This is a genomic window from Undibacterium sp. TC4M20W (assembly GCF_049340245.1).
Lineage (GTDB): Bacteria > Pseudomonadota > Gammaproteobacteria > Burkholderiales > Burkholderiaceae_D > Undibacterium.
The window spans coordinates 25,824-46,060 of the sequence record NZ_JBMPPI010000041.1 but is presented as its reverse complement, the minus strand read 5'-3'; the positions used below and the strand labels follow the sequence as shown (position 1 = coordinate 46,060).

At 52.6% G+C, this 20,237-nt stretch carries 20 protein-coding genes; 7 read left to right on the top strand and 13 right to left on the bottom strand.

The genetic code is table 11. The annotated features are described in order from the left end of the window. Positions 1–132 precede the first annotated feature (132 nt). Both ACO0LL_RS28175 and ACO0LL_RS28170 read right to left on the bottom strand, forming a co-directional pair. Positions 133–1,107, bottom strand: coding sequence for a hypothetical protein (locus ACO0LL_RS28175; RefSeq protein ID WP_422954141.1), 975 nt, complete (start codon positions 1,105–1,107; stop codon positions 133–135). Continuing rightward, a complete protein-coding gene (locus ACO0LL_RS28170; RefSeq protein ID WP_422954140.1) occupies positions 1,104–1,466 on the bottom strand; it encodes a PadR family transcriptional regulator in 363 nt (120 codons plus the stop codon). Before ACO0LL_RS28170 ends, ACO0LL_RS28175 begins: the two co-directional genes overlap by 4 nt. Positions 1,467–1,662: 196 nt before the next feature. Between ACO0LL_RS28170 and ACO0LL_RS28165 the strand changes: the two genes are divergently transcribed. The 5 genes from ACO0LL_RS28165 (at position 1,663) to ACO0LL_RS28145 (ending at position 6,724) form a co-directional block, all read left to right on the top strand. Next, positions 1,663–2,916, top strand: coding sequence for a sensor histidine kinase (locus tag ACO0LL_RS28165; RefSeq protein WP_422954139.1), 1,254 nt, complete (start codon positions 1,663–1,665; stop codon positions 2,914–2,916). Continuing rightward, complete coding sequence (locus ACO0LL_RS28160; RefSeq protein ID WP_422954138.1) at positions 2,909–3,679, top strand: LytR/AlgR family response regulator transcription factor; 771 nt, start codon at positions 2,909–2,911, stop codon at positions 3,677–3,679. Before ACO0LL_RS28165 ends, ACO0LL_RS28160 begins: the two co-directional genes overlap by 8 nt. A 2-nt stretch (positions 3,680–3,681) precedes the next feature. Next, positions 3,682–5,088: a DUF4407 domain-containing protein gene (locus ACO0LL_RS28155; RefSeq protein ID WP_422954137.1), complete on the top strand. Its 1,407-nt coding sequence runs from the start codon at positions 3,682–3,684 to the stop codon at positions 5,086–5,088. A gap of 50 nt (positions 5,089–5,138) precedes the next feature. Continuing rightward, positions 5,139–6,182, top strand: coding sequence for a WD40/YVTN/BNR-like repeat-containing protein (locus tag ACO0LL_RS28150; RefSeq protein ID WP_422954136.1), 1,044 nt, complete (start codon positions 5,139–5,141; stop codon positions 6,180–6,182). Between the two features lie 218 nt (positions 6,183–6,400). Next, entirely contained in the window at positions 6,401–6,724 is a 324-nt protein-coding gene (locus tag ACO0LL_RS28145) for a hypothetical protein (protein ID WP_422954135.1), read from the top strand. A gap of 116 nt (positions 6,725–6,840) precedes the next feature. Here ACO0LL_RS28145 and pcp read toward each other — a convergent pair whose 3' ends face one another. The 11 genes from pcp to ACO0LL_RS28090 form a co-directional block, all read right to left on the bottom strand. After that, positions 6,841–7,494, bottom strand: a complete 654-nt coding sequence (gene pcp, locus ACO0LL_RS28140) for a pyroglutamyl-peptidase I (protein ID WP_422954134.1) — start codon at positions 7,492–7,494, stop codon at positions 6,841–6,843. 17 nt (positions 7,495–7,511) lie between these two features. Next, positions 7,512–8,498 (bottom strand): DUF979 domain-containing protein, encoded by a 987-nt coding sequence (locus tag ACO0LL_RS28135; protein WP_422954133.1) that lies wholly within the window; start codon positions 8,496–8,498, stop codon positions 7,512–7,514. Beyond that, entirely contained in the window at positions 8,495–9,238 is a 744-nt protein-coding gene (locus ACO0LL_RS28130) for a DUF969 domain-containing protein (protein ID WP_422954132.1), read from the bottom strand. Before ACO0LL_RS28130 ends, ACO0LL_RS28135 begins: the two co-directional genes overlap by 4 nt. 158 nt (positions 9,239–9,396) lie before the next feature. Beyond that, positions 9,397–10,746, bottom strand: coding sequence for a CDP-diacylglycerol--serine O-phosphatidyltransferase (gene pssA, locus ACO0LL_RS28125; RefSeq protein WP_422954131.1), 1,350 nt, complete (start codon positions 10,744–10,746; stop codon positions 9,397–9,399). Positions 10,747–10,849: 103 nt separating this feature from the next. Continuing rightward, positions 10,850–11,872 (bottom strand): patatin-like phospholipase family protein, encoded by a 1,023-nt coding sequence (locus ACO0LL_RS28120; RefSeq protein ID WP_422954130.1) that lies wholly within the window; start codon positions 11,870–11,872, stop codon positions 10,850–10,852. A 289-nt stretch (positions 11,873–12,161) separates the two neighbouring features. Then, positions 12,162–12,770, bottom strand: a complete 609-nt coding sequence (locus ACO0LL_RS28115) for a methyltransferase (protein WP_422954129.1) — start codon at positions 12,768–12,770, stop codon at positions 12,162–12,164. Between the two features lie 21 nt (positions 12,771–12,791). Then, a complete protein-coding gene (ubiB, locus tag ACO0LL_RS28110) occupies positions 12,792–14,357 on the bottom strand; it encodes a ubiquinone biosynthesis regulatory protein kinase UbiB (protein ID WP_422954128.1) in 1,566 nt (521 codons plus the stop codon). Further along, positions 14,354–14,935: a ubiquinone biosynthesis accessory factor UbiJ gene (locus ACO0LL_RS28105; protein ID WP_422954127.1), complete on the bottom strand. Its 582-nt coding sequence runs from the start codon at positions 14,933–14,935 to the stop codon at positions 14,354–14,356. Before ACO0LL_RS28105 ends, ubiB begins: the two co-directional genes overlap by 4 nt. Before the next feature lie 252 nt (positions 14,936–15,187). Beyond that, positions 15,188–16,096 carry a Tim44 domain-containing protein gene (locus tag ACO0LL_RS28100; protein ID WP_422954126.1) on the bottom strand — a complete coding sequence of 303 codons (909 nt, stop codon included), beginning with the start codon at positions 16,094–16,096 and terminating at the stop codon, positions 15,188–15,190. An 85-nt stretch (positions 16,097–16,181) separates the two neighbouring features. Continuing rightward, entirely contained in the window at positions 16,182–16,916 is a 735-nt protein-coding gene (gene ubiE, locus ACO0LL_RS28095; protein ID WP_422954125.1) for a bifunctional demethylmenaquinone methyltransferase/2-methoxy-6-polyprenyl-1,4-benzoquinol methylase UbiE, read from the bottom strand. Between the two features lie 143 nt (positions 16,917–17,059). Continuing rightward, a complete protein-coding gene (locus ACO0LL_RS28090) occupies positions 17,060–17,866 on the bottom strand; it encodes a LysR substrate-binding domain-containing protein (RefSeq protein WP_422954124.1) in 807 nt (268 codons plus the stop codon). A gap of 188 nt (positions 17,867–18,054) precedes the next feature. On the opposite strand from ACO0LL_RS28090, the gene ACO0LL_RS28085 reads away from it, so the two are divergent. Then, entirely contained in the window at positions 18,055–19,122 is a 1,068-nt protein-coding gene (locus ACO0LL_RS28085; protein WP_422954123.1) for an NADP-dependent oxidoreductase, read from the top strand. A gap of 5 nt (positions 19,123–19,127) precedes the next feature. Beyond that, positions 19,128–19,823 (top strand): hypothetical protein, encoded by a 696-nt coding sequence (locus ACO0LL_RS28080; RefSeq protein WP_422954122.1) that lies wholly within the window; start codon positions 19,128–19,130, stop codon positions 19,821–19,823. Positions 19,824–20,237 lie beyond the last annotated feature (414 nt).

Below are 20,237 nucleotides of genomic sequence, written 5' to 3'. Positions count from 1 at the left end.
AACTTTGATACTCTTTCATCTTGAAACTCCTTCTTTTGGTAGAGATAGAAGTTTCAAACCGACCGCCGTATAGGTCAAACCTTGAGGAGTCCCCCGGCAGAGCCGGGGGATTACCTTATTTATTTACCAAACTCAATCGGTCAGCCGGGTACCAGTAGGCACGCTGCCGAGTTGCTGCAAACGACGTCCATCCCGCACGCATTCATACAGCAAGTACAAGACATAAGCAAAACAAGCCAGGCGTATGCCACGGTCCAGCCTTTGCAAGTCCAATATGGCTGGCAGACCTATGTTATGTATCAATGCATCAAGCTGACTGAAAAAAAAGAACAGCGCTGCATACATGGTATTTTGCACGATATTCAATTGTAATTTCAATTTACTCCACACGGGCTGGATTGCACACCAGATATAAAATGCGACAGAGCACAGCAGCAGTGCTGTCATCCAGGGCAGATAACTGGCAATGGCCGGCGAAAAATCTACACGCAACTGCTGCAGGCTGGCATCTGACATCCAGAACTTGTGCCAGATCAACAGCAACATAAACCCACAAGAAGATAAGTCCGTGAGAATGTCGCTGCCGCGTATCTTTTGCCAGTCATACTCCTGTTCAGACAAGTCTTGCGCCCGCCAGTTCCTGTTATTCCCCCAGGTGGATAACATTCCACTTTTTGCTGCCAGATAAAACGCAATCGTCACCGAGGTGAAAATCATCGTCGCCTGGTCAATAAAACCGTAAATTAACTGCATCAATGCCTGCGAGATCTTGTAATGCTCTGCCTGTAAAAATACCATCGCGCTTTTCAAGGTATGCAAAAGCAATGCAAGACCCAGCACATAGTTGATGACCAGCTTGTAGGCAGGCATCAGCTCACTGCTGACCAAAGGTGTGACAGGGCTATAACGTGCGGCAACCTGCGCCGGATGACCGAGTTTTTCCAATATGCCTGCGACTTCCTGCTCGGTCGCCTCCCTGCCGGTTTGCTCCTGGATGGCATCGAGTTGATCAAGAATGTTGGCCTGCAATTCACGGCCTATGTCTTCTTTTTGCGCCTGCGGTAATTCCTGTTTCACCGCATGTATGTATTTTTGCAGCAGAGTCATCGTCCAGTCTCCAAAATAGTCGTCAGCGTGCCATTTAAGGCCTGCCATTCCTGCGTGAGTTTTTCCAGTAATTCCATGCCAGCTGGCGACAGGATGTAATAGCGCCTCTCGCGGCCCTCTCCCTGTTGCCATTCACTGTCAAGCAAACCCTGGTCAGCCAGCCGCCTGACCAGGGGATATAAAGTGCCCTCGTCTATATCGAGGCCATGGTCGAGCAAGGCTTTGCGCAGGGAATAACCATACTGCGCCTGCCGCAATGAACCCAGCACGGCCAGCACCAGGGCCCCGCGCCGTAATTCCAGACGCATTTTGTCCAGCCTGTCTTCTGACATGTCTTTCATTTCCTTGTTTTTAGTCATACTGTGTTGTACACAGCATAATACTATGCGCCACACAGTAAAAATACAAGCCCTATTTCATGTTCATGGCAAAGCTGGCTTTGTGCCTTCATTTCCCGTATTCATCAGATTTTTTTTGCTTTCGTCGGAAAATGCGAGACGAAAGCCGCGCAGGCAATTATTCTTGGCAGCAATCGCAAATAAGAAGGAAATAACAATGTTCACGACTATCTGGTTTATCTTACGCTCCAGTTTTGGCTGGGGACTGCTGATCCTGTTCACGACGATATTCATCGTGAATGGTATTTTCAGGAACCATATGCCAGGTGAGTTTATTCTCATCCCTTTCAGTCTCGTGGCCTTGGTCATGGGCATCAGCTTCTCGCATGTGCGCCGGGTGCGCCTGATTGCCAGCAAGGTCGATACCAATACGCTGGCCAACCGCCAGCGCCGCCAGATAGAAATCCCGCTGGAAGCCAGTGAAGCTTTTGAACTGGTCGATGCTGCCATCCGCGAGTTGCCGGGTGCAGAAGATACAGAGAGCGCCAGAGACAGCCTGCAAATACGTGCCAAGATCAAGCGCATAGACCCTTACCAGGCTAACTTCATTGACGAGTTGAAAGTACTGGATTTTCTGACGACCAAACGCAACCAGATTCTCGCGACCATCACACCCGGCGATGGCATAGGCAGTCTGACCCTGATTTGTGAACCTGAGCGCCCGGCGTGGACAGATTTCTTCCTCGTCGATAATGGAACCAATCTGGAAAATGCAGAAGCCATCACCCGCGCCATTACCCGCCGCATTGCAGAACGCAGGCGCAAGGAAAAAGCCAGTGCGGCACAGTCTGTGACCGAAAAAGAATTGACGGTAGCAAAACTCAACTTGCTGCATGCCCAGGTAGAGCCGCACTTCCTGTACAACACCCTGGCCAGTGCGCAATTATTGACGCGCGCTGATCCGGCAGCGGCTGACCAGATGCTGGGCAACCTGATCACTTACTTGCGCCATTCCTTACCACGCACTGAAGATACTGCCTCGACCATAGGTGAAGAACTGGAACGCTCCATCGCCTATCTCGACATCATGAAGATACGCATGGGCACACGTCTGAATATACAAATCCAGGTGCCGTCAGAATTGAAAGCCCTGCCCTTCCCCATGATGATGTTGCAAACCCTGGTGGAAAACGCGATCAAGCATGGCCTGGAACCCAAGACCGGCGGCGGTACGATATGGATCATCGCCAGACAACATGAAGGCAATGTCGCCGTCACGGTAGCTGATGACGGCAATGGTCTGGGTACAGAAATTGGCGGTACTGGCATAGGCTTGAAGAATGTGCGTGAGCGCTTGCGCCTGGCACATGGCAATGCGGCGAGTTTTGTACTGGTAGGTAATTTCCCCAGCGGGGTTGCTGCGACCATCACCGTACCTGTTGTAACTGCCAAGGGAGAACAACATGCCTAAGTGCGTTGTCGCAGAAGATGAAAGTCTGTTGCGCGAAGCCCTGCTGCAGCAACTGAGCCTGGCCTGGCCGGACCTGGAAATTGCCGCTGCCTGCGATGATGGTGGCAGTGCGCTGGAAGCCATTGCCACGCATCAGCCAGATGTGGTGTTTCTCGATATACGCATGCCGGGTTTGAGTGGACTGGAAGTAGCCGCTGCCATGACCGAGGTCAGCCCGCAAAGCCAGATCGTGTTCGTCACAGCCTATAACCAGTATGCGATTGATGCCTTTGAAAAAGGTGCGGTCGATTATCTGTTGAAGCCAATTACCCAGGACAGGCTGCTCGCCACCGTCAAACGCCTGCAGATGCGTGCGCTGACCGGCACGGCTGATTTGCAGGCCATCAGCACCCTGGTGCGCCAGCTCAGCGGTGGCCCGGCGGACGTACCTAAACCTGCGCCACTGGTGTGGATCACCGCCAGTGTCGGCAATGAAACCCGGCTCATTATGGTTGATGATATTGCCTACTTTCAGGCCGATAGCAAATACACGGTGGTCATGACAGCCGAGGGTGAATCGCTGCTGCGCAAACCCATACGCGATTTGCTACAGGTGCTGGACAACAGCATGTTCAAGCAGATACACCGCTCCACCATCGTCAACCTGCGGGCAATTGCCTCGATCAGCCGTGACGATAGTGGCAAGGGTCTGGTCAAACTCAAGACCAGGCCAGAGACGCTGAGCGTCAGCCAGCCCTTCATGGTCTTGTTCAGGAATATGTAGCCATGTCTTACTTACATCCCCGTAGTCTGGTGCAGACAGGCAAAGCCCTGCTGGCCTTGTCAGCAGCAGTCAGCCTTAAAGTGCTGGATGCGCAGGACAGCAATGGCAATTACCTGTATGCACGTGGCCGCCACAAGTATTTTGGCATAGGTGCGCTGGTGATTTTCTTTGCCCTGTTTGCCGGTTATGGCATGGCGCATATGCTGGCCAGCATGGTGAATGTCAGCAGCACTGGTGCGATTATTGCCGGTTGTCTGTGGGCGGTATTCCAGTGGTGTCTGGAGCGGCAGATGATCATGTCGATACAATCAGATGCCGGTTGGCGAGCAAAGAGCATGGGCCTGTTCTGGCGCAGCCTGCTGGCACTGCTGTCAGCAATTACCATGGTCTATCCTTTTTTTGTCGATAGCAACCGTGCCGAGATCACGGTAAAGACCGGCGAACTGGAACGCACACGCCTGATACAAAACCTGCAAAGTGCACAACTGGCAACTGGCTTGCCAACGCTTCAACAGGATGTCGCAGCGCTGGATGACAAGCTGCAAAGAGCAGAAGACAAACTGCACAGCGAGCCACCGCAAATAGCAGAGATGCGCCAGCAATTACAGACCATGCGTGAGCAGGCAAAAACCGAGGAGCGCCGTGCCAATGCACAGATCGCCAACTGGCGCAAAGCCCTGACTGTCGCTTTGCCTGAGCAGGCTGTCTTGCTCGAACAAAAAATCAGCGCCGCACAAAACCGTATCAACGCGGCCAAAGCCAAATGCCTGCGACAAGAGCAAGACATTAACACGACCCTTATCGCCTGGCGCAAAGAGAAACTGGCTGAGAAAGCGCAGGTCGCAGAAGAACGTCATGAGGCCAATGCCATCGCCAGCAAAGCCAGGGCCGATGCGCAAGTGCTGGAAAAAAACCAGACAGAGCATATACAGGCAGCATCCCATGCGGGTTTTGCAGCCGATTTCGCCGCCACCTGGGACATGCTGCAAAACGACATGCACAGGCGCTTGCAATTCATCTGGTGGCTGCTATGGTTTTTGACGATAGAACTGGTCGCCATCATCGTCAAGTTCACCAGCCATACCGATGTCGATGCACGATTGAATGCCGATGAACACTTGCTCAAGTTCGACATCAGCAGCAATTTCACTTTGCGCCGGGAGCAAATTGAAGTCGGGCAATTGCGCGAGATGACGGCATTCAAGGGTGAACGTGCCGCCCTGCAGGCGGATGACGGTATCAGTGCCGCTGCACTGGCGACCATCAGGCAAATGCAGCAACTGGAGCAACAGGCCGAGCTTAGTTCCAGCATCAGTTCCAGCAACGTCCCGTCAGGCTTGCGGTCTCTGTTGCAAGAAACCCTGAACACCATGAATGCGAATTTTTTACGCTTGCTGGTGAATAAATAAGGAATGCAAGGATTACAATAGCTGCACGATTATTCCTGGTTCATCTCCTCATGAAACTTGCTCGTGTTAGCTGCGTAATCCTGTTTAGTTTATTCAATATCGCTAATGTTGCCTTTGCTGCCGATGCATGGGTAGCGCAGACCAGTGGTACTGACGTCGAATTGCGTGGCCTGTCTGTAGTCAGCCCCAAGGTTGCCTGGGCCAGCGGTGCCAAGGCCACGGTGTTGCGTACTACCGATGGTGAACGTTGGCAAGTCATGGAGGTAGTAGGCGCAGAAGGCCTGGATTTTCGTGACATCCATGCCTTTGATGCCAGGCACGCGATTATCATGAGCGCCGGGCCGGGTGCCCTGTCGCGTCTGTATGAAACCAGAGACGGTGGCAACAGCTGGCAATTGCTGAAAACCAATGAAGCCAAGACCGGCTTCTGGGATGCGATCTCTTTTTCCAGTGCCAAACAGGGCATCTTGTTTGGCGACCCGGTCGATGGCCAATTCCAGATACTGCTGACGGCAGACGGCGGCCTGAACTGGCAAGAAAACAAACACCCCGGTTTGACTTCCCTCCCCAATGAAGGCGCATTTGCCGCCAGCGGCACCTGTGTTGCTACTTATGGCAGTCAGCATGCCTGGATAGTCACTGGTGGAGCCAGCCAGGCGCGTGCTTATGCCAGTGCAGATGGCGGCATCAGTTGGTCAGCCGCAACTTTACCCTTGCCTGCCAATGCAGCCAGCAAAGGTGCGTTCTCGGTGGCTTTTCTGGATGAAAAAATTGGCATGGCAGTAGGCGGTGATTACAAACTCCCGCAACTCAACAGCCTCAATGGTGCACGTACCGAGGACGGCGGCCAGACCTGGCAGCCGGCACAGGTACTACCTCAAGGCTTCATGTCTGTCATTGCCACCGTACCCGGCGCAGCAAAGACCTATGTCGCAGCAGGTCTGGCAGGTTCAGGCATCTCACATGATGCAGGCAAGACCTGGAAGGTGCTGGATAAGACACCAGTCAATACAGTCGCTTTTGCCAATTCCAAAAGTGGCTGGGCAGTGGGTCCAAAAGGTTTGCTCATGAAGTTCAATGATGGTCTAAAATGATCCATCACAGGCCTGTCTGAAAAGTCCGAGAAAAGTGTCCGAAGTGTCCGAAGTGTCCGCCCATCTGTGCACAAGCGGACACTTTACTGCCTGATTTGCAACACATATCGCCCCTGAAATTTGAATTCTTACTTGTTTTAGGTGCTGGCATGTTCTTTGCACTGAGTCTTGCCAGACTGTCACTTTGAAACAGCTGCGCCGTCGTAAAAGGGATAAAAATGAAAACGAGATTGAATTTACTGGTCAAACTGGGCATCGCCAGTTGCATGCTGGGCGTAATGCTGGTCGCCAGCGCCGCACCTTTGGCAGTATCCAACCTGGATGCCCAATTGATTTCCTACTTCCGCCCGTACGCACCTGCAGCTGAAGTGCTGGTCAAAAAGGTAGAGAAAAACTTGCCCACAGATAAGAGCGACTCTACGGCCAAGTCCAAAAACAAAACTGTCAATGACACGCAAGTGTGCGTTGATAGTGAGGCAGACAAGAATCTGGAAGCAGAAGGCTTGCAGGGCAAGCAGTCTGACATGCCGAAGCTGCGTTAAGCGATGGCTGTCGGTATCACTGTTCCTGTCACCGTCAGCATCACCATCTTCACTTAGTACCAGGCAATCAAGCGCGAAGCTGCAACGCAGTTGTAACTTCGCTTGAGCCCTCCCGCCTAATGTGTCGCGCCACCAGCGATACATAAATCCTTGTCGGTCTTCAATACACTCTCCAGCACTTTCAAGATCGCTGTCTTTAGCATTTCCAGCGGCATGCTGGCGGCTCCTGCATGGGCCACGGCCTGTTCAGGCAGATAAGGGATGTGGATAAAGCCAGCTCTTTGTATGCCGCTGTCTGCCTTGCTTGCCAGATGCATGAGACCGTAAAACACATGGTTACAGACAAAGGTGCCGGCAGTCTGTGATACCGATGCGGGTATACCGCTCAAATGCAGTTCCTGCGTTATGGCCTTGATAGGCAGACTGGTGAAATAGGCGGCAGGGCCGCCTTCTACCACAGGTACATCTACGGGTTGCACGCCGACATTGTCGGGTATGCGGGCATCATCAATATTGATGGCGATACGTTCCAGGCTGATGTCGGCACGTCCACCCGCCTGGCCCAGGCCTATCACAATCGCGGGATGATGCTGCCTAAGTGCTGCTTCCAGTATGTGCAGGGAATTCGTGAATTCACATGGCAGACGGGCGCTGACGATCTGGTGATTGTCACCTATAAGCAAGCCATCCAGCCTGCGCACCACTTCCCAGGAGGGATTGCTTTGTTCGCCGCCAAAGGGATCAAATCCCGTCAGTAAAATGCGTTTCATGCCAGCCTCCGGGCCACTCAGGGAAAGACAAAGAAATGTATCAACAGGATATTGCAGGTCAGCACCAGCAGCGCTGTCGGTATCTGCACTTTAATCACTTGATACTTATCTTGCAACTCCAATAAGGCGGCGGGCACAATATTGAAGTTGGCGGCCATCGGTGTCATCAGCGTGCCGCAATAGCCAGAGAACATGCCTATCGCCACCAGCGCCGCCGGGTTGGCATGGTGCTGGTTGATCAGGAATGGCAGGGCGATACCGGCAGTCATGACAGGGAAAGCCGCAAAAGCATTGCCCATAATCATAGTGAACAAGGCCATGCCTGTGCAGTACATGATGATCAGGGTCAGGCGGCTGTCAGGGTTGATGAAAAGTTTGACGATGTCCTGTATAGATTGCCCGGTTTTGGCAGCAACAAACACACCACCCAGCATGGCCAGCATTTGCGGCAAGATCAGCGCCCAGCCTATGGCATCTACCAGGCGCCGCGACTCGCGCACGGCTTGCAGCGGCGTGCCGCGAGTGTACAGGCAAGCCAGGCCCAGAGCGCAGATACAGGCTATGCATAACGCAGTCAGGGTCAGGTTCTTTTGGTCCAGCAAAAACCAGTTACCGATCTGAAAGTCTTTCACCACCACAGTCAATATCACAGTAACGATGGGTATCGTCAGCGCCGGGATAAAGATGCGGTTACCAAGCTTGCTGGCAATGCGCAGGCGCGCTGGTCTGTCATGGTCGGGATGCTTGCCCATACCCAGCAAATTCGCTCCTGCCAGCGCTGCCATCAACAAGACTGTGATGCCAACAATACGGTAAGTCAGCGGCTTGCCCAGCGTAGCCAGCATGAGGTCACCAAACAAAAAGCTGAAGCCGAAAAGGAACCAGAATAAAGCCGTTGTGATACGGCGCGGGTTACTGGTATCGCGCAGCGTCATGAAAGCCACCAGCATGACGATGATGCCGATGAGATAAAGAACCAGATTAATGCTGACCAGGCTGTTCATGCGTTCACCACCGCATTTGTCTGGTCTGCCTGATTTGCCTGATTGGTCTTCTGCCAGGCCGCAATGTCTTTGGCAATGCTGGCATCCAGCCGCGACAGGCGGAACAGGTGGATCAGCAAGGCACACAATGCCGTTGGTATGCCCCAGATACCTATCGCCAGTGGTTCAATACCATTGATACCATTCTCCTTCAAAAAGGCAGTCATCAGCAGAACGGCACCAAAGGCGATGAAGATATCCTCCCCAAAGAACAGGGCGACGTTATCGCATGCCGCAGCATGGGCGGCAATACGGTCGCGTATCGCAGGTGGCAAGTCGCCATGCAAATTAGTGGCGGCCCATTCAGCCATAGGCGACAGTAAAGGTCGCACAGTCTGCGCCTGCCCGCCCAGGCTCAGCAAACCCATGGCGGCACTGGCTTCACGTACGACAAAGTACAGCATCAGGATACGGCCCGTCGTTGCGCTGCGTATGCTCGCCACCCATTGCTGGGCGCGTTCACGCAAACCATAGTGTTCCAGCAAACCGATGATGGGCAGTATCAATAATGAACTGGTGAGTTGCCTGCTATTGAGGAATTTTTCACCAAAAGTTTCCAGCAGACTCATGAAATCCATGCCGACAGCAAAGCCTGTACCGAGGCCGGCAACGGTGACAACGAGCAAGGGGTTGAAGCGCAGCGCAAAGCCGATGACGACCAGAGGTATGCCTATCAGCGGCAGTAATAATGCCAGGTTCATGCGGTCTCCTGTTTTGTTTTTCTATAGTGTCTGGCCGAACATATTCCCTTGATAAAAGCAGCTAAGACCTCTCAACACAGAGACACGGAGACACAGAGATGTCACAGAGGAAAACAAAGAGAATAAAAGAACCCGGCGCGTATCTTGAAATAAATTTTTTACAAAACCCTGTACGCCAACCTGTCCAGCCGCGTACCACTAAGCCGCCCCAGCAACTTACGCACGGGATCAGGATAATCCGTATTCTTTTCGAGCTCCCGGTAATGTGAAATGACAGTCGTATTCTCCATGATGCTGCTCAACTCATCCTGCCTCTGCTGCTGCAATTGATGCTGGGGATCATGGATCAGCAAGGCATTTTCCAGGTCAAGGCGGAAGGCGCGCGGGTTGAGGTTATTGCCGGTCATGAGTGCATAATCCTGGTCTATCCACATGCCTTTCAGGTGATAGGTATTGTCGTCGTCCTTCCACAGGCGCAGTTGCAATTGCTGGCTGGTGATTTCTGCCTGATGGGATTTGGCAAAGCGGCGCAAGTTAACCTCGTACAGATAAGGCAGGGCAGCAATGACTTTGAAAGGTTCCTCTGGCGGGATGAAGAAGTCATTGGCAGTCTTGTCACCCACAATGATACAGATGCGCACGCCGCGCTTCAGCGCGCGATTGATTTCACGCGTGACAGCGAGCGGGAAATTAAAATAAGGCGTGCAAATAGTGATCTGTGTCTTGCTCGCAGCCAGCAACTGGCAGATGACTTTATTGAGTGGATTATTTTTGCCCACGCCCACCAGCGGCGTCACGCTCAGGCCATGCCTGTCGTGTTCTTGTTCTACTACATTGCAGTCATAGCGGGCGCTTTTCAGCTTGCTCCTGAATAACTTGATTTCACGGCGTATGCTGCGGGTAGCGGGTATCTCGGGCATATCCAGCCGGTGTACGGCGGCAGCGGATAACAAATGCTCGCGGATAAATTGCACCATGCTGTTGGCCAGTACTTTATTGTGGATCAGCAGGTAGCGGTCATGGCGGTATTTATCCTGCTTGTGCAGATACACATTATTCAGGCTGGCACCGCTGTAGATGACTTCATCGTCAATGACAAAGCCCTTCAGGTGCAGCACGCCAAAGAGTTCACGCGTCTGCACAGGTATGCCATACAGTGGCACGGTATAGGCATTGGCCTTGCTGATTTCTTGATACCAGGCTGCATTGCCGCCACTTTTTGCTGCGCCGATCAAGCCGCGTTGTGCCCGGTGCCAATCCACCAGCACAGCGATATCAAGTTCTGGCCTGATCTTCTTGGCATCGTAAAGCGCCTGCAATATCTCTGCGCCGGCCTCATCATTTTGCAGATACAGGCTGCATAAATAAATCCTGTGTTTTGCCTGGGCAATTCTGCTCAGCAAGGTAGTGCGGTAATCTGCTGCGGTATGTAGTGTATAGACGTCATCTGCCTGCAGGGGAATGCCATTTAGATGCGTAAGGTCGGAAGCGGACTTGAATAGGCGCATGTCTGTCTAATGAATACCAGTGAAAACCTGATGATGGTAACACTAGTCCATAGCCAGATACAAAAAACCCGCTAAGGAAATACAAGCGAGGTATTCACAGAAGTTAACGAAACAGATGCGCCATCCTGAAGCTGGATTGCTGCCCCAGCTGCTCAAAATGCTGATCCAGCCAGACTTGCGCCCTGGCCCGGCCTTCTGCATGCAGGCTATGCAAAAATGTCGCCTGCGCGTTCAATTTGCTATGGCTGCTCAACTGGCTCATGAGTTCAGGTGCGGCAATCACATGCAGGTTGAGCTTGCGTAGCCGGCGTTCCAGCCTGCCCCAGGTCAGCCAGCCACGGTCAGCTTCACGCTTGGCCAGCAGCAAGCCTTGCAATTCAGTATGGAAGGTAGAGCTGAAACCCATCTCGGTCAGGCGTTGCCATATTTCATTGGAAGATGTAGGCACTTGTGCCCTTGGCTGGGCATGCAGCAGGATGGCAATAATGTCGCGGGCAGCACATTTGTGTACCAGCGGAAATAAAGGCGGGTTGGCAGTCAGGCCGCCATCCCAGTATGCCTCCCCATCTATCTCCACCGCCCTGTGCACCATAGGCAAACAGGCAGACGCCAGCAAGACATCCAGACTCATCTGGCGGTTGCGGAACAGCTTCAATGTGCCTGTGCTGACTTGCGTAGTGGCAATAAAAAGTTCTATGCCCGGTTGCTCGCGCAATCGCTGGAAATCGATCTGCGCCGCCAAAATGTCGCGCAAGGGGTTGATGTCAAAGGGATTGAGCTGGCTGGGTGAAAAGAAGCGTGTCCAGGCAAACAGATGTTTCATGGCGGCTGGCAGTTCAGATTGCGCTGCGATATCCGCCGTCAGTGCATGTTCGTCCAGAGGCGCGCTAAACGGAGAACTGCTGGCGACACTATCCCAGAATTTTTTCAGCGCCTGCCTGGCACCATCAGCCCCGCCATCAAGATAACCGTGCGCCAGCGCCACGGCATTCATGGCACCTGCACTGGCACCACTGATCGCCTCTATGCTGACACGTCCATCTTCGAGCAAACGATCAAGCACGCCCCAGGTCAGTGCGCCATGCGAACCACCACCTTGCAATGCCAGTGTGACTGTTTTATTCATTCTATTCCCTTTCCAGAGGCATACGCCATGAGGGAGAGTGAAGCATAGAGGTGACCGGCTTATGACGTGGTCAGTGTGAGGGAATGGCAAGCAAGGGGTGTGCCTGTGAGTATTGAGCGCGTTAACTTCGTAGGTTGGGCCGGGCCTCGCTAGGCTACGGGGTATCAGCCCAACACTCGGCATTTAAATCACGTAAACATTTGCAAAGGCCGAGTGTGTTGGGCTGATGAAGCGTAGCCCAACCTACACCCTAGCCCAACCTACGATTAACCCAACCGCGATTACGATATTACAACCGCCGCCAAACCTGCCACTTTTCCTTACCTGCAAACACAGGGATGGAGTCACTGACAGCCCGCTCTTCCAGTAAGTCAAAATACAGCGACATCAATTCACAAAATGCGGCGCTGTGTATAGTAAACGGCGGCCCTTTGAGCGATGCATCTGGCGCATCATCAAAGAAAAAATACCCGGCCAGCAAAGCACCTGCGGGTAACAGTGCAGCCCAGCGTTTGACAATATCAACCCGCGTCGCAGGTGGCAAGGCGCAAAAGAAGGCGCGTTCGTAAATCAGGTCCAGCGGTTGCGCTGGAGCGAAGGCAAAAAAATCGGCCTCGATAACATGCTTGCCCCACTCCCCTATCGCTGCCTGCGCACTGCGCACGGCAGCAGGCGAAAAATCGATGGCGACCACAGGCCAGCCTGCTTGCACCAGAAAGGCGGCTTCATAGCCATTGCCACAACCGGGAATAAGCGTATTCATGGGCTGCGGCGCAGCCTGCATAAAAACCTGCAATTCAGCAGGCGCATTGCCCTTATCCCAGGGAGTAAAGTTTTTTTCAAAACGCTCATCCCAGAATTGCGGATTGCGCGGGTCGCGATTTATGAAATCAGCCATGCTTCTGTATGAATTGATGCGTCAGATTTTGAAATAAAAATGCAACAGCAATTGCGCCACCACGACACCAGAGAACAAACCAGCACCAAAATATACAATGGTGCGTAACAGGCGGTTAGTGCGTCTTTGCTCTGACAATAGCGCCATCAGCATCTCATCGCTATGCCGGGGTTCGGCAGCGCGTGTCAGGGCCTGATGTGCAAGGCGCGGCAATTGCGGGAAGATATGGCTATAGCGTGGTCCCTCCGCCTTGAGTTTGTCCAGCAGGCCGCGCCAGCCTACCTGTTCGCTCATCCAGCGCTCCAGATACGGTTTGGCGGTTTTCCATAAGTCCAGGTCAGGGTCAAGCTGACGCCCCAGTCCTTCTATATTGAGCAAGGTTTTTTGCAGCAGCACCAGTTGCGGTTGTACTTCTACATTAAAACGGCGGGAAGTCTGGAACAGGCGCAGCAAGACCTGGCCGAAAGAAATATCTTTCAATGGCCGGTCAAAGATGGGTTCACAACAGGCGCGTACTGCCGCCTCAAGCTCATCGACACGCGTCTCTTTGGGTGCCCAGCCTGATTCTATATGCGCCTCTGCCACGCGCTTATAGTCGCGCTGGAAGAAAGCCAAAAAGTTTTGCGACAGATAATCCTTGTCAAAATCATTGAGCGTACCGACGATACCAAAATCCAGCGCGATATAACGGCCAAGAGTCGCTGGCGCGGTCGATACCAGGATATTACCGGGGTGCATATCGGCATGGAAAAAACCATCGCGAAATACCTGAGTAAAGAAAATGGTCACGCCATCGCGCGACAGCTTTTGCAAATCAACCCCGGCTTCACGCAGTTTATCCAGCTGTGAAATCGGTATGCCCTGCATGCGTTCCATGACAATGACCGAAGACGAGCAATAATCCCAATACATCTCTGGTACCAGCAGCAAATCCGAGTCGGCAAAATTGCGGCGCAACTGGCTGCCATTGGCAGCTTCGCGCATGAGGTCCAGCTCGTCATGCAGATACTTGTCAAACTCGGCCACGACTTCTTTGGCCTTGAGACGTTTGCCATCTGCCCACAGTGCTTCCAGCCAGCCTGCAGCAATCTGCATCAGGGCCACGTCATCATCAATGGCTTCTTTCATGCCGGGGCGTAGCACCTTGACGGCAACTTCGCGGCCATCTTTCAATGTGGCAAAATGTACCTGCGCAATAGACGCAGAAGCAACTGGCACGCGTTCAAAACTGGCGAATAACTGATCAGGGTGTGAGCCCAGGGATTTCTTGATCTGTGCGATTGCCAGATCAGGGTCGAATGAAGGGACGCGGTCTTGCAGGTGCGTCAGTTCATCGGCGATGTCCGGCGGCATGAGGTCACGCCGGGTTGATAATACCTGGCCAAACTTGACGAAGATGGGGCCCAGCTCTTCCAGCGCTTTACGCAGGCGTTCACCACGTGGTGCAGAGATGTCGCGCCAGAATATGACGGTATCAATCAGACGCGCCGTACGTGGAACGGACAGACCGGAAATGGCGATTTCATCGATGCCATATTTGATGGCGATACGTATGATTTTCGCCAGCCTGAGAAACTTCAATATCATCCGCGCATCCTTTCCAGTTTTTCGATGCGCTTGATAAGACGCTCGACATCATCCCGCGTCTTGTTGACTTCGGTACTAAAGCCCTGCACGGCCTGGGGCCGGACCAGCATGGGGTTTTCTTCTAAAAAATATTCAGCCAGGTTTTCCTGGATTTTTTGATGGGTTTCCAGCGCAGTCTGGTGCAGAGATTTTGCAAAGCCAACCATACGTACTGCCGCGACATCACCAAACAACTTGCTCAAATCTTCTTCCGCTTCCCAGCGCAGGTTCTGGCTAAGGTTGGAAATGGTATTGGCAAAGTCTGCATCGCCTTCTATTTTGACATAAGAAAAGGCACGCTCGCGGTTTTGTGCGATCAGCGGCAAATCGCTGAGTTTGACGTAGATGGTCACTTGCGCCGGCTCGTCAGTAGCGGCGTTTTCCAGCAAACCATCTGGTGCCACTTTGAGGCGCAACTGCATGGTTTGCAAGTCTATACAGGCAATTTTACCGGCATGTGGCAAGAGCTTGTTTTTAGCCCAGCTTTCTTGCGTCAGCAGATGATTGATAAAAGTTACAAAAGGTGCGGAGGGGATCATGTTCAAATCAGGGCTGTTGCAAAACACCGGCCAACTAGAAATGGCAACCAGATATATCGTGCAAATAAAAAACCGCCCGGCATTTGCAGGGCGGTTCCAGTTTAACAGCTTATCGCAATGGACATACCTGCGACGTATCAAACTTTAAGGACTCTCGCAAAATTATTCCAGCAATCTTGCAGCGCCGACGACAGTACAATTGTACGGCTAGGCGCTGTAAGGCCGCTGGAGCGGTTTTGCGTGAGTCCGTCATTACATTTGTTGGATACCGGCCAATACCCAACCACCCTGACCATTGACTGGCTTGGACAAGTTCCATACTTCACTGAAGGCTTCTGCCGGTGCCGTGGCAGATTCCTTGATCATGCCTGTGAACTTGATACTTGCCAGATAATCAGCGCCTACGGTTTCTACGCCCAGCATATCTGCATTCAAAGTCACGACATCAGTAACATTGGAAGATGCACCACGTTCCTGGATTTGCAGTTTCAGTTCAGCATACATTTCTGCTGTCGTGAATTCACGCAAATCATTGATGTCAGCCTTGTCCCAAGCTGCTTGCAAGCGGATGAAATAGCTTTTTGCATTACGCAGGAAGCCCGGTACATCAAAGTCAGCCGGAATAGTCCAGGTGGCATTGGTGTCAGCATTGCCGCCTGAAGAAGCCGGGGCATTGTTTTGGAAAGCCATAGGTTGCGGTGTTACTGGCGAAAGTGCAGCTGCGCCGGCAAACGCTGGCTGATTAAAACTATTGCCCGTGTTTTGACCATTCTTGTTACGGAACAGGCGGATCACGAAGAAAATCGCAAAGCCGATCAGGGCAAAGGTCAACAAGCTACCCAGCATGCTGGCAGCTGCGCCACCCAGGCCAAAATGCGACAAGGCTGCACCCAGCAAGGCACCGCCGATCAAACCACCGGCAATACCCTTCCAGGGGATGCCTGGTTTAGGTGCGGCTACCGCAGGCGCACCAGCAGCAGGCGCAGGTGCTGCGGCCGGCCTGGCAGCATTGCTTGGTGCAGGCGGTGTCGCCTGGCGCGTTACATTATTGGATTGACGACCGATAGAGCCGCCACCACCGAGACGCTTGGCTTCTGCGTCAAACACTGTCATTGTCATCGTACTGGCTACGACGAGCATGGCGATCAGAAACTTTTTCATCATTCGACTCCTGTTTGTTTCAAGGTTTGCTACAAAACTCATTTACTTCATCATTTACTTCATCATTTACTTCAGTATCAAGTTTTCAGTACTTGATACCGGTGTGTAAAGCGGCCACACCTGCCGTCAAATTAAAATATTGCACGCTGTCGAGCCCTGCTGTTTCCATCATCGTTTTCAGGGTTTCCTGATCAGGATGCATACGTATCGATTCAGCCAGGTACTTATAACTGTCAGCATCGCCAGCTATCTTTTGCCCCATCCATGGCAAGACCTTGAAAGAATACAGGTCATAAGGTTTTTGCAGGATTTCCGGTACCTTGGAAAATTCCAGCACCAGCAATTTGCCACCTGGTTTCAGTACACGCTGCATTTCTGCCAGTGCCTGATCCTTGTGTGTCATATTGCGCAAACCAAACGCCACGGTCACTCTGTCAAAGTAATTATCCTGGAAAGGTAATTTTTCTGCGTCGCATAACAAGGTGGGGGTGATCAGGCCCTTATTCAAGAGGCGGTCACGGCCTACCCTGAGCATGGACTCGTTAATATCGGTATGCCAGACCTCACCGGTCTTGCCCGCCTGACGCACGAATTCTTTGGTCAGATCACCCGTACCGCCCGCAATATCAAGCACCTTGAAGCCTGGGCGCACACCTGCCTGGGCGACCGTGAAAATCTTCCATACCCTGTGCAAGCCAGCCGACATCATGTCATTCATGACATCATATTTGGCGGCGACGGAATGAAAAACCTCGGCAACCTTATGGACCTTTTGGTCTTCTTCTACGGTGGTGTAACCAAAATGGGTGGTATTGCTCATCTTATCTGCCCTGTTTTCTTCAAGAATCCTGAATTATCACGGTTTTCTGACGACTGTAGAAATTTCCGTTGGCTGACATTCATCTTGTTATGTAACGGATTGTATCTCAACCACTGCAAATTTCCGCACCCGGCTGAAAAAAATCACGCCCCCTCTGTCAACACCCTGCCTACGGCCTGCTGCCACTGCGCTGCATTCCGGGTATTCCAGACCAGATGCACTTCTTCCACGCATTGAAAACCGCAGTCTGTCATCTCAAGGCGAACCAGGCCAGCATCGTCGAGGGCAAAATCAGGCAGGTAAGCCAGCGCCTTGCCTGACCTGACCGTGGCCAGCAGCAATTGCAAATCATCTATCCAGTAGGCGATGCGACGCGGGAACTGGTCATCTCGCCAACCATCCGAATGCTTGCCACGTTGCTTGCCGCAAAACAATGATCGCACCGGGCTGACAAAATCATGGACCAACACCTGTGCGCTGGTAAAACTCTGTTCTTGCTGGCCGCCAGCATCAGCCAGCAAGGGATGTTGCCTGCCCGCCAGCAGTTGCAGCTTTAACATACCCAGCGAGATGCTGGCCCAGTCCGCCGACCAGTGCGCAGTGCGGCCATGCAAGACTTCGCTGGTGACCAGGGCATGACTGGCCTCGCCCCTGGCTAATGCTGCGAGAGCATCTTCTTCATACATGCTGAGCAAATGCATGTCTGCCGCCGGGTAAGCTGCCATGGCTTGCGCCAGTTGATCGGCATGCCGCCACAACAATATGGCCGGGCCTGCCACGCGGCAACTAATGCTGGCATCGTCACCCCGTACATCGGCCTTGGCCTGGTCAGCCAAGGACAGCATATTGCGGGCAAAGTCCAGCATGCGCTGGCCGCTGGCATTCAGGCTGAGCTGCTTGGCAGAGCGGTCAAACAACACCGTATCCAGATCGCCCTCCAGCCTGCGCAAGGCCTTGGAAATGGTAGAAGGAGTCAGGCCGCTGCTCCCAGCGATGGCTGTCTTGCCACGCAGGCAAAGATTTTAAGGTCTATGAGGTTCATCTTGCTTAGGTTTTTTTAGGCTTCTCGTTTAAATTTCCAATTTGGACATTAAAAGTGAATTTATATTGCTTTACGAGACATTTTAACAGACCTACTATGTCAGCATCTTTTACTCATCTTGATCCCGCCATGACCAGCACTGAAAACCAGATACACCAGCAATGGATATACAGCCGCCATCCCACAGGCGTCGTCAGCGATGAACACTATGAATTGCGCAGCCAACCCCTCGATACCTCGCTGGACCGTGACGAAGTATTGATAGCCGCCCGCTATATCAGCGTAGATCCTTACATGCGCATCAACCAGTCGTCCAAACCCACCTATAACCCGGAACCGCATCCACTCAATACCGTGCAAGCTGCTGGCGTAGTCGGCCAGGTGCTGACATCGAATGCTGCCAGTCTCAAGGAAGGTGACTGGGTATTTGGCATGACAGGCTGGCAAAGCCATGCACGCGTGCATGTCAGCGCACTGACCAAAATAGACCCGACCATCGCCCCCGTATCCACAGCATTGGGCGTGCTAGGCATGCCCGGCCGCACCGCCTGGTTTGGCCTGACCGAGGCAGGCAAACCACACGCGGGTGAGGTGGTGGTGGTATCTGGTGCAGCCGGTGCAGTTGGTTCACTGGTGGTGCAATTCGCCAAACGACATGGCGCAAAAGTATTGGGCATCGCCGGTGGCGCAGAAAAATGCGCGTGGCTGAAAGACAAGCTGGGCGCTGACTGGGCGCTTGATTACAAAACCTTCAGCAATGACGAAACACTGAGCCAGGAGATACTCAAACTCACAGGCGGCGTTGATGTGTATTTCGACAATGTCGGCGGCATGATCACCGATGCCATTATCCCCATCATCAAACGCCGCGCCCGCATCATCATCTGCGGCCAGATCAGCCAGTACAACGGCGGCCTCGACGTGTCAGAAATGGGCCCACGCCTGCTGCAACACATGCTCTACCAGCGCGCCACCATACAAGGCATACTCGCCCGTGATTACCTGCACCGCATGGATGAAATGCTGGCCATCGTCTCACCATGGGTCAAGGCGGGTGAGCTGGTGTTTGAAGAAACCATCATCGATGGTTTTGAACAATTGCCGAGCGCCCTGAATTCTCTCTTCACCGGCGAACATCGCGGCAAATTGCTGGTAAAGGTGTGAAGCGCATGAAACGCCTGCTGTCCTTATTCCTACTCAGTTTTTGCTGCATCTTCAATACCCATGCAGAAAACAAACACGGCCCCACCTGGGGCGTGCACGGCATGCTTTTGTTTGGCAACAGCGAAGGCATGTATGTCTCGCACCTGCCGATGTTCCATGCGCCGCATGATTACCAGGTCGTCTTGCAGATACGCTGCCTTGATCAAAAGCTGGATGCGGCTATCAAAACCAGGCTGGAACAAAAACTGGTCTTGTGGACCATGGAACCAGAACAATTCGAGATTGCCAGACTGGCCGCATACAGCAAGACGCCGCTGAAACAGTTCAAGGCCAATATCGTGCTTGGGCATTTTGAACAGGGTGGAAAAACCGAGTACAAGGATGTGCCGATAGTCGTAGAAAAAACCCTGATCTTCCGCCAGCTATCACCACAAATGCGTGACAGCAAGCAGGCTATTTATCATCAGATAGGCAGAGGCACGCAACGTTTCCTGTTGAAGGAAATTGATAGCCGCCCTGACTTTGATCATGTGCTGGCGATCAGTGTGCCTGCGGCTGCGGCGATGGCGGATGTGGTGGTGAAGAAGACGGGGTTGCAGGCGGTGAGTGATGCGGAGTTTTTGCTGGTATTGCAGGGTAAGGTGGATAAGCGGGCTGGGGTGAAGGGGACTATTTATCTTGATAAGGCGGATTTGGAGTAAGTTGTCAGCTCAGTATGCGCGAACAATTACGTAGAAACTATAATTTCACAAAAACAGCTTATTAACAGCGCTTTTGAAGTTGGGGTTGCTTTTGAAATTTGCAGTTCCCATGTGTCGATGCCTTTGCTGCAAGGCAGAAAATGGAAAAAGAAGAGCCGCTGTCTGAGCGAAGCGAGTTTCGGATCTTCCCATTTTTTGACTTGCTGCAAAGGGGACCCCCTTCAGGGGGCAGCGACGCCTGGGTCGCCTTTTTGGCATCCCTTTTTGGCGAAGCAAAAAGGGATGTAGCCGCCGGTCTACCACCGGCCTGCAATCTTAAATAGTGTATGCAGGTAGTTAAAAAACGAATTCAGAAATATCGTTTCGTTTTTTAGAAATACGTTGATCGGAGGCTGAGTGTTGGGCTGGTGAAGC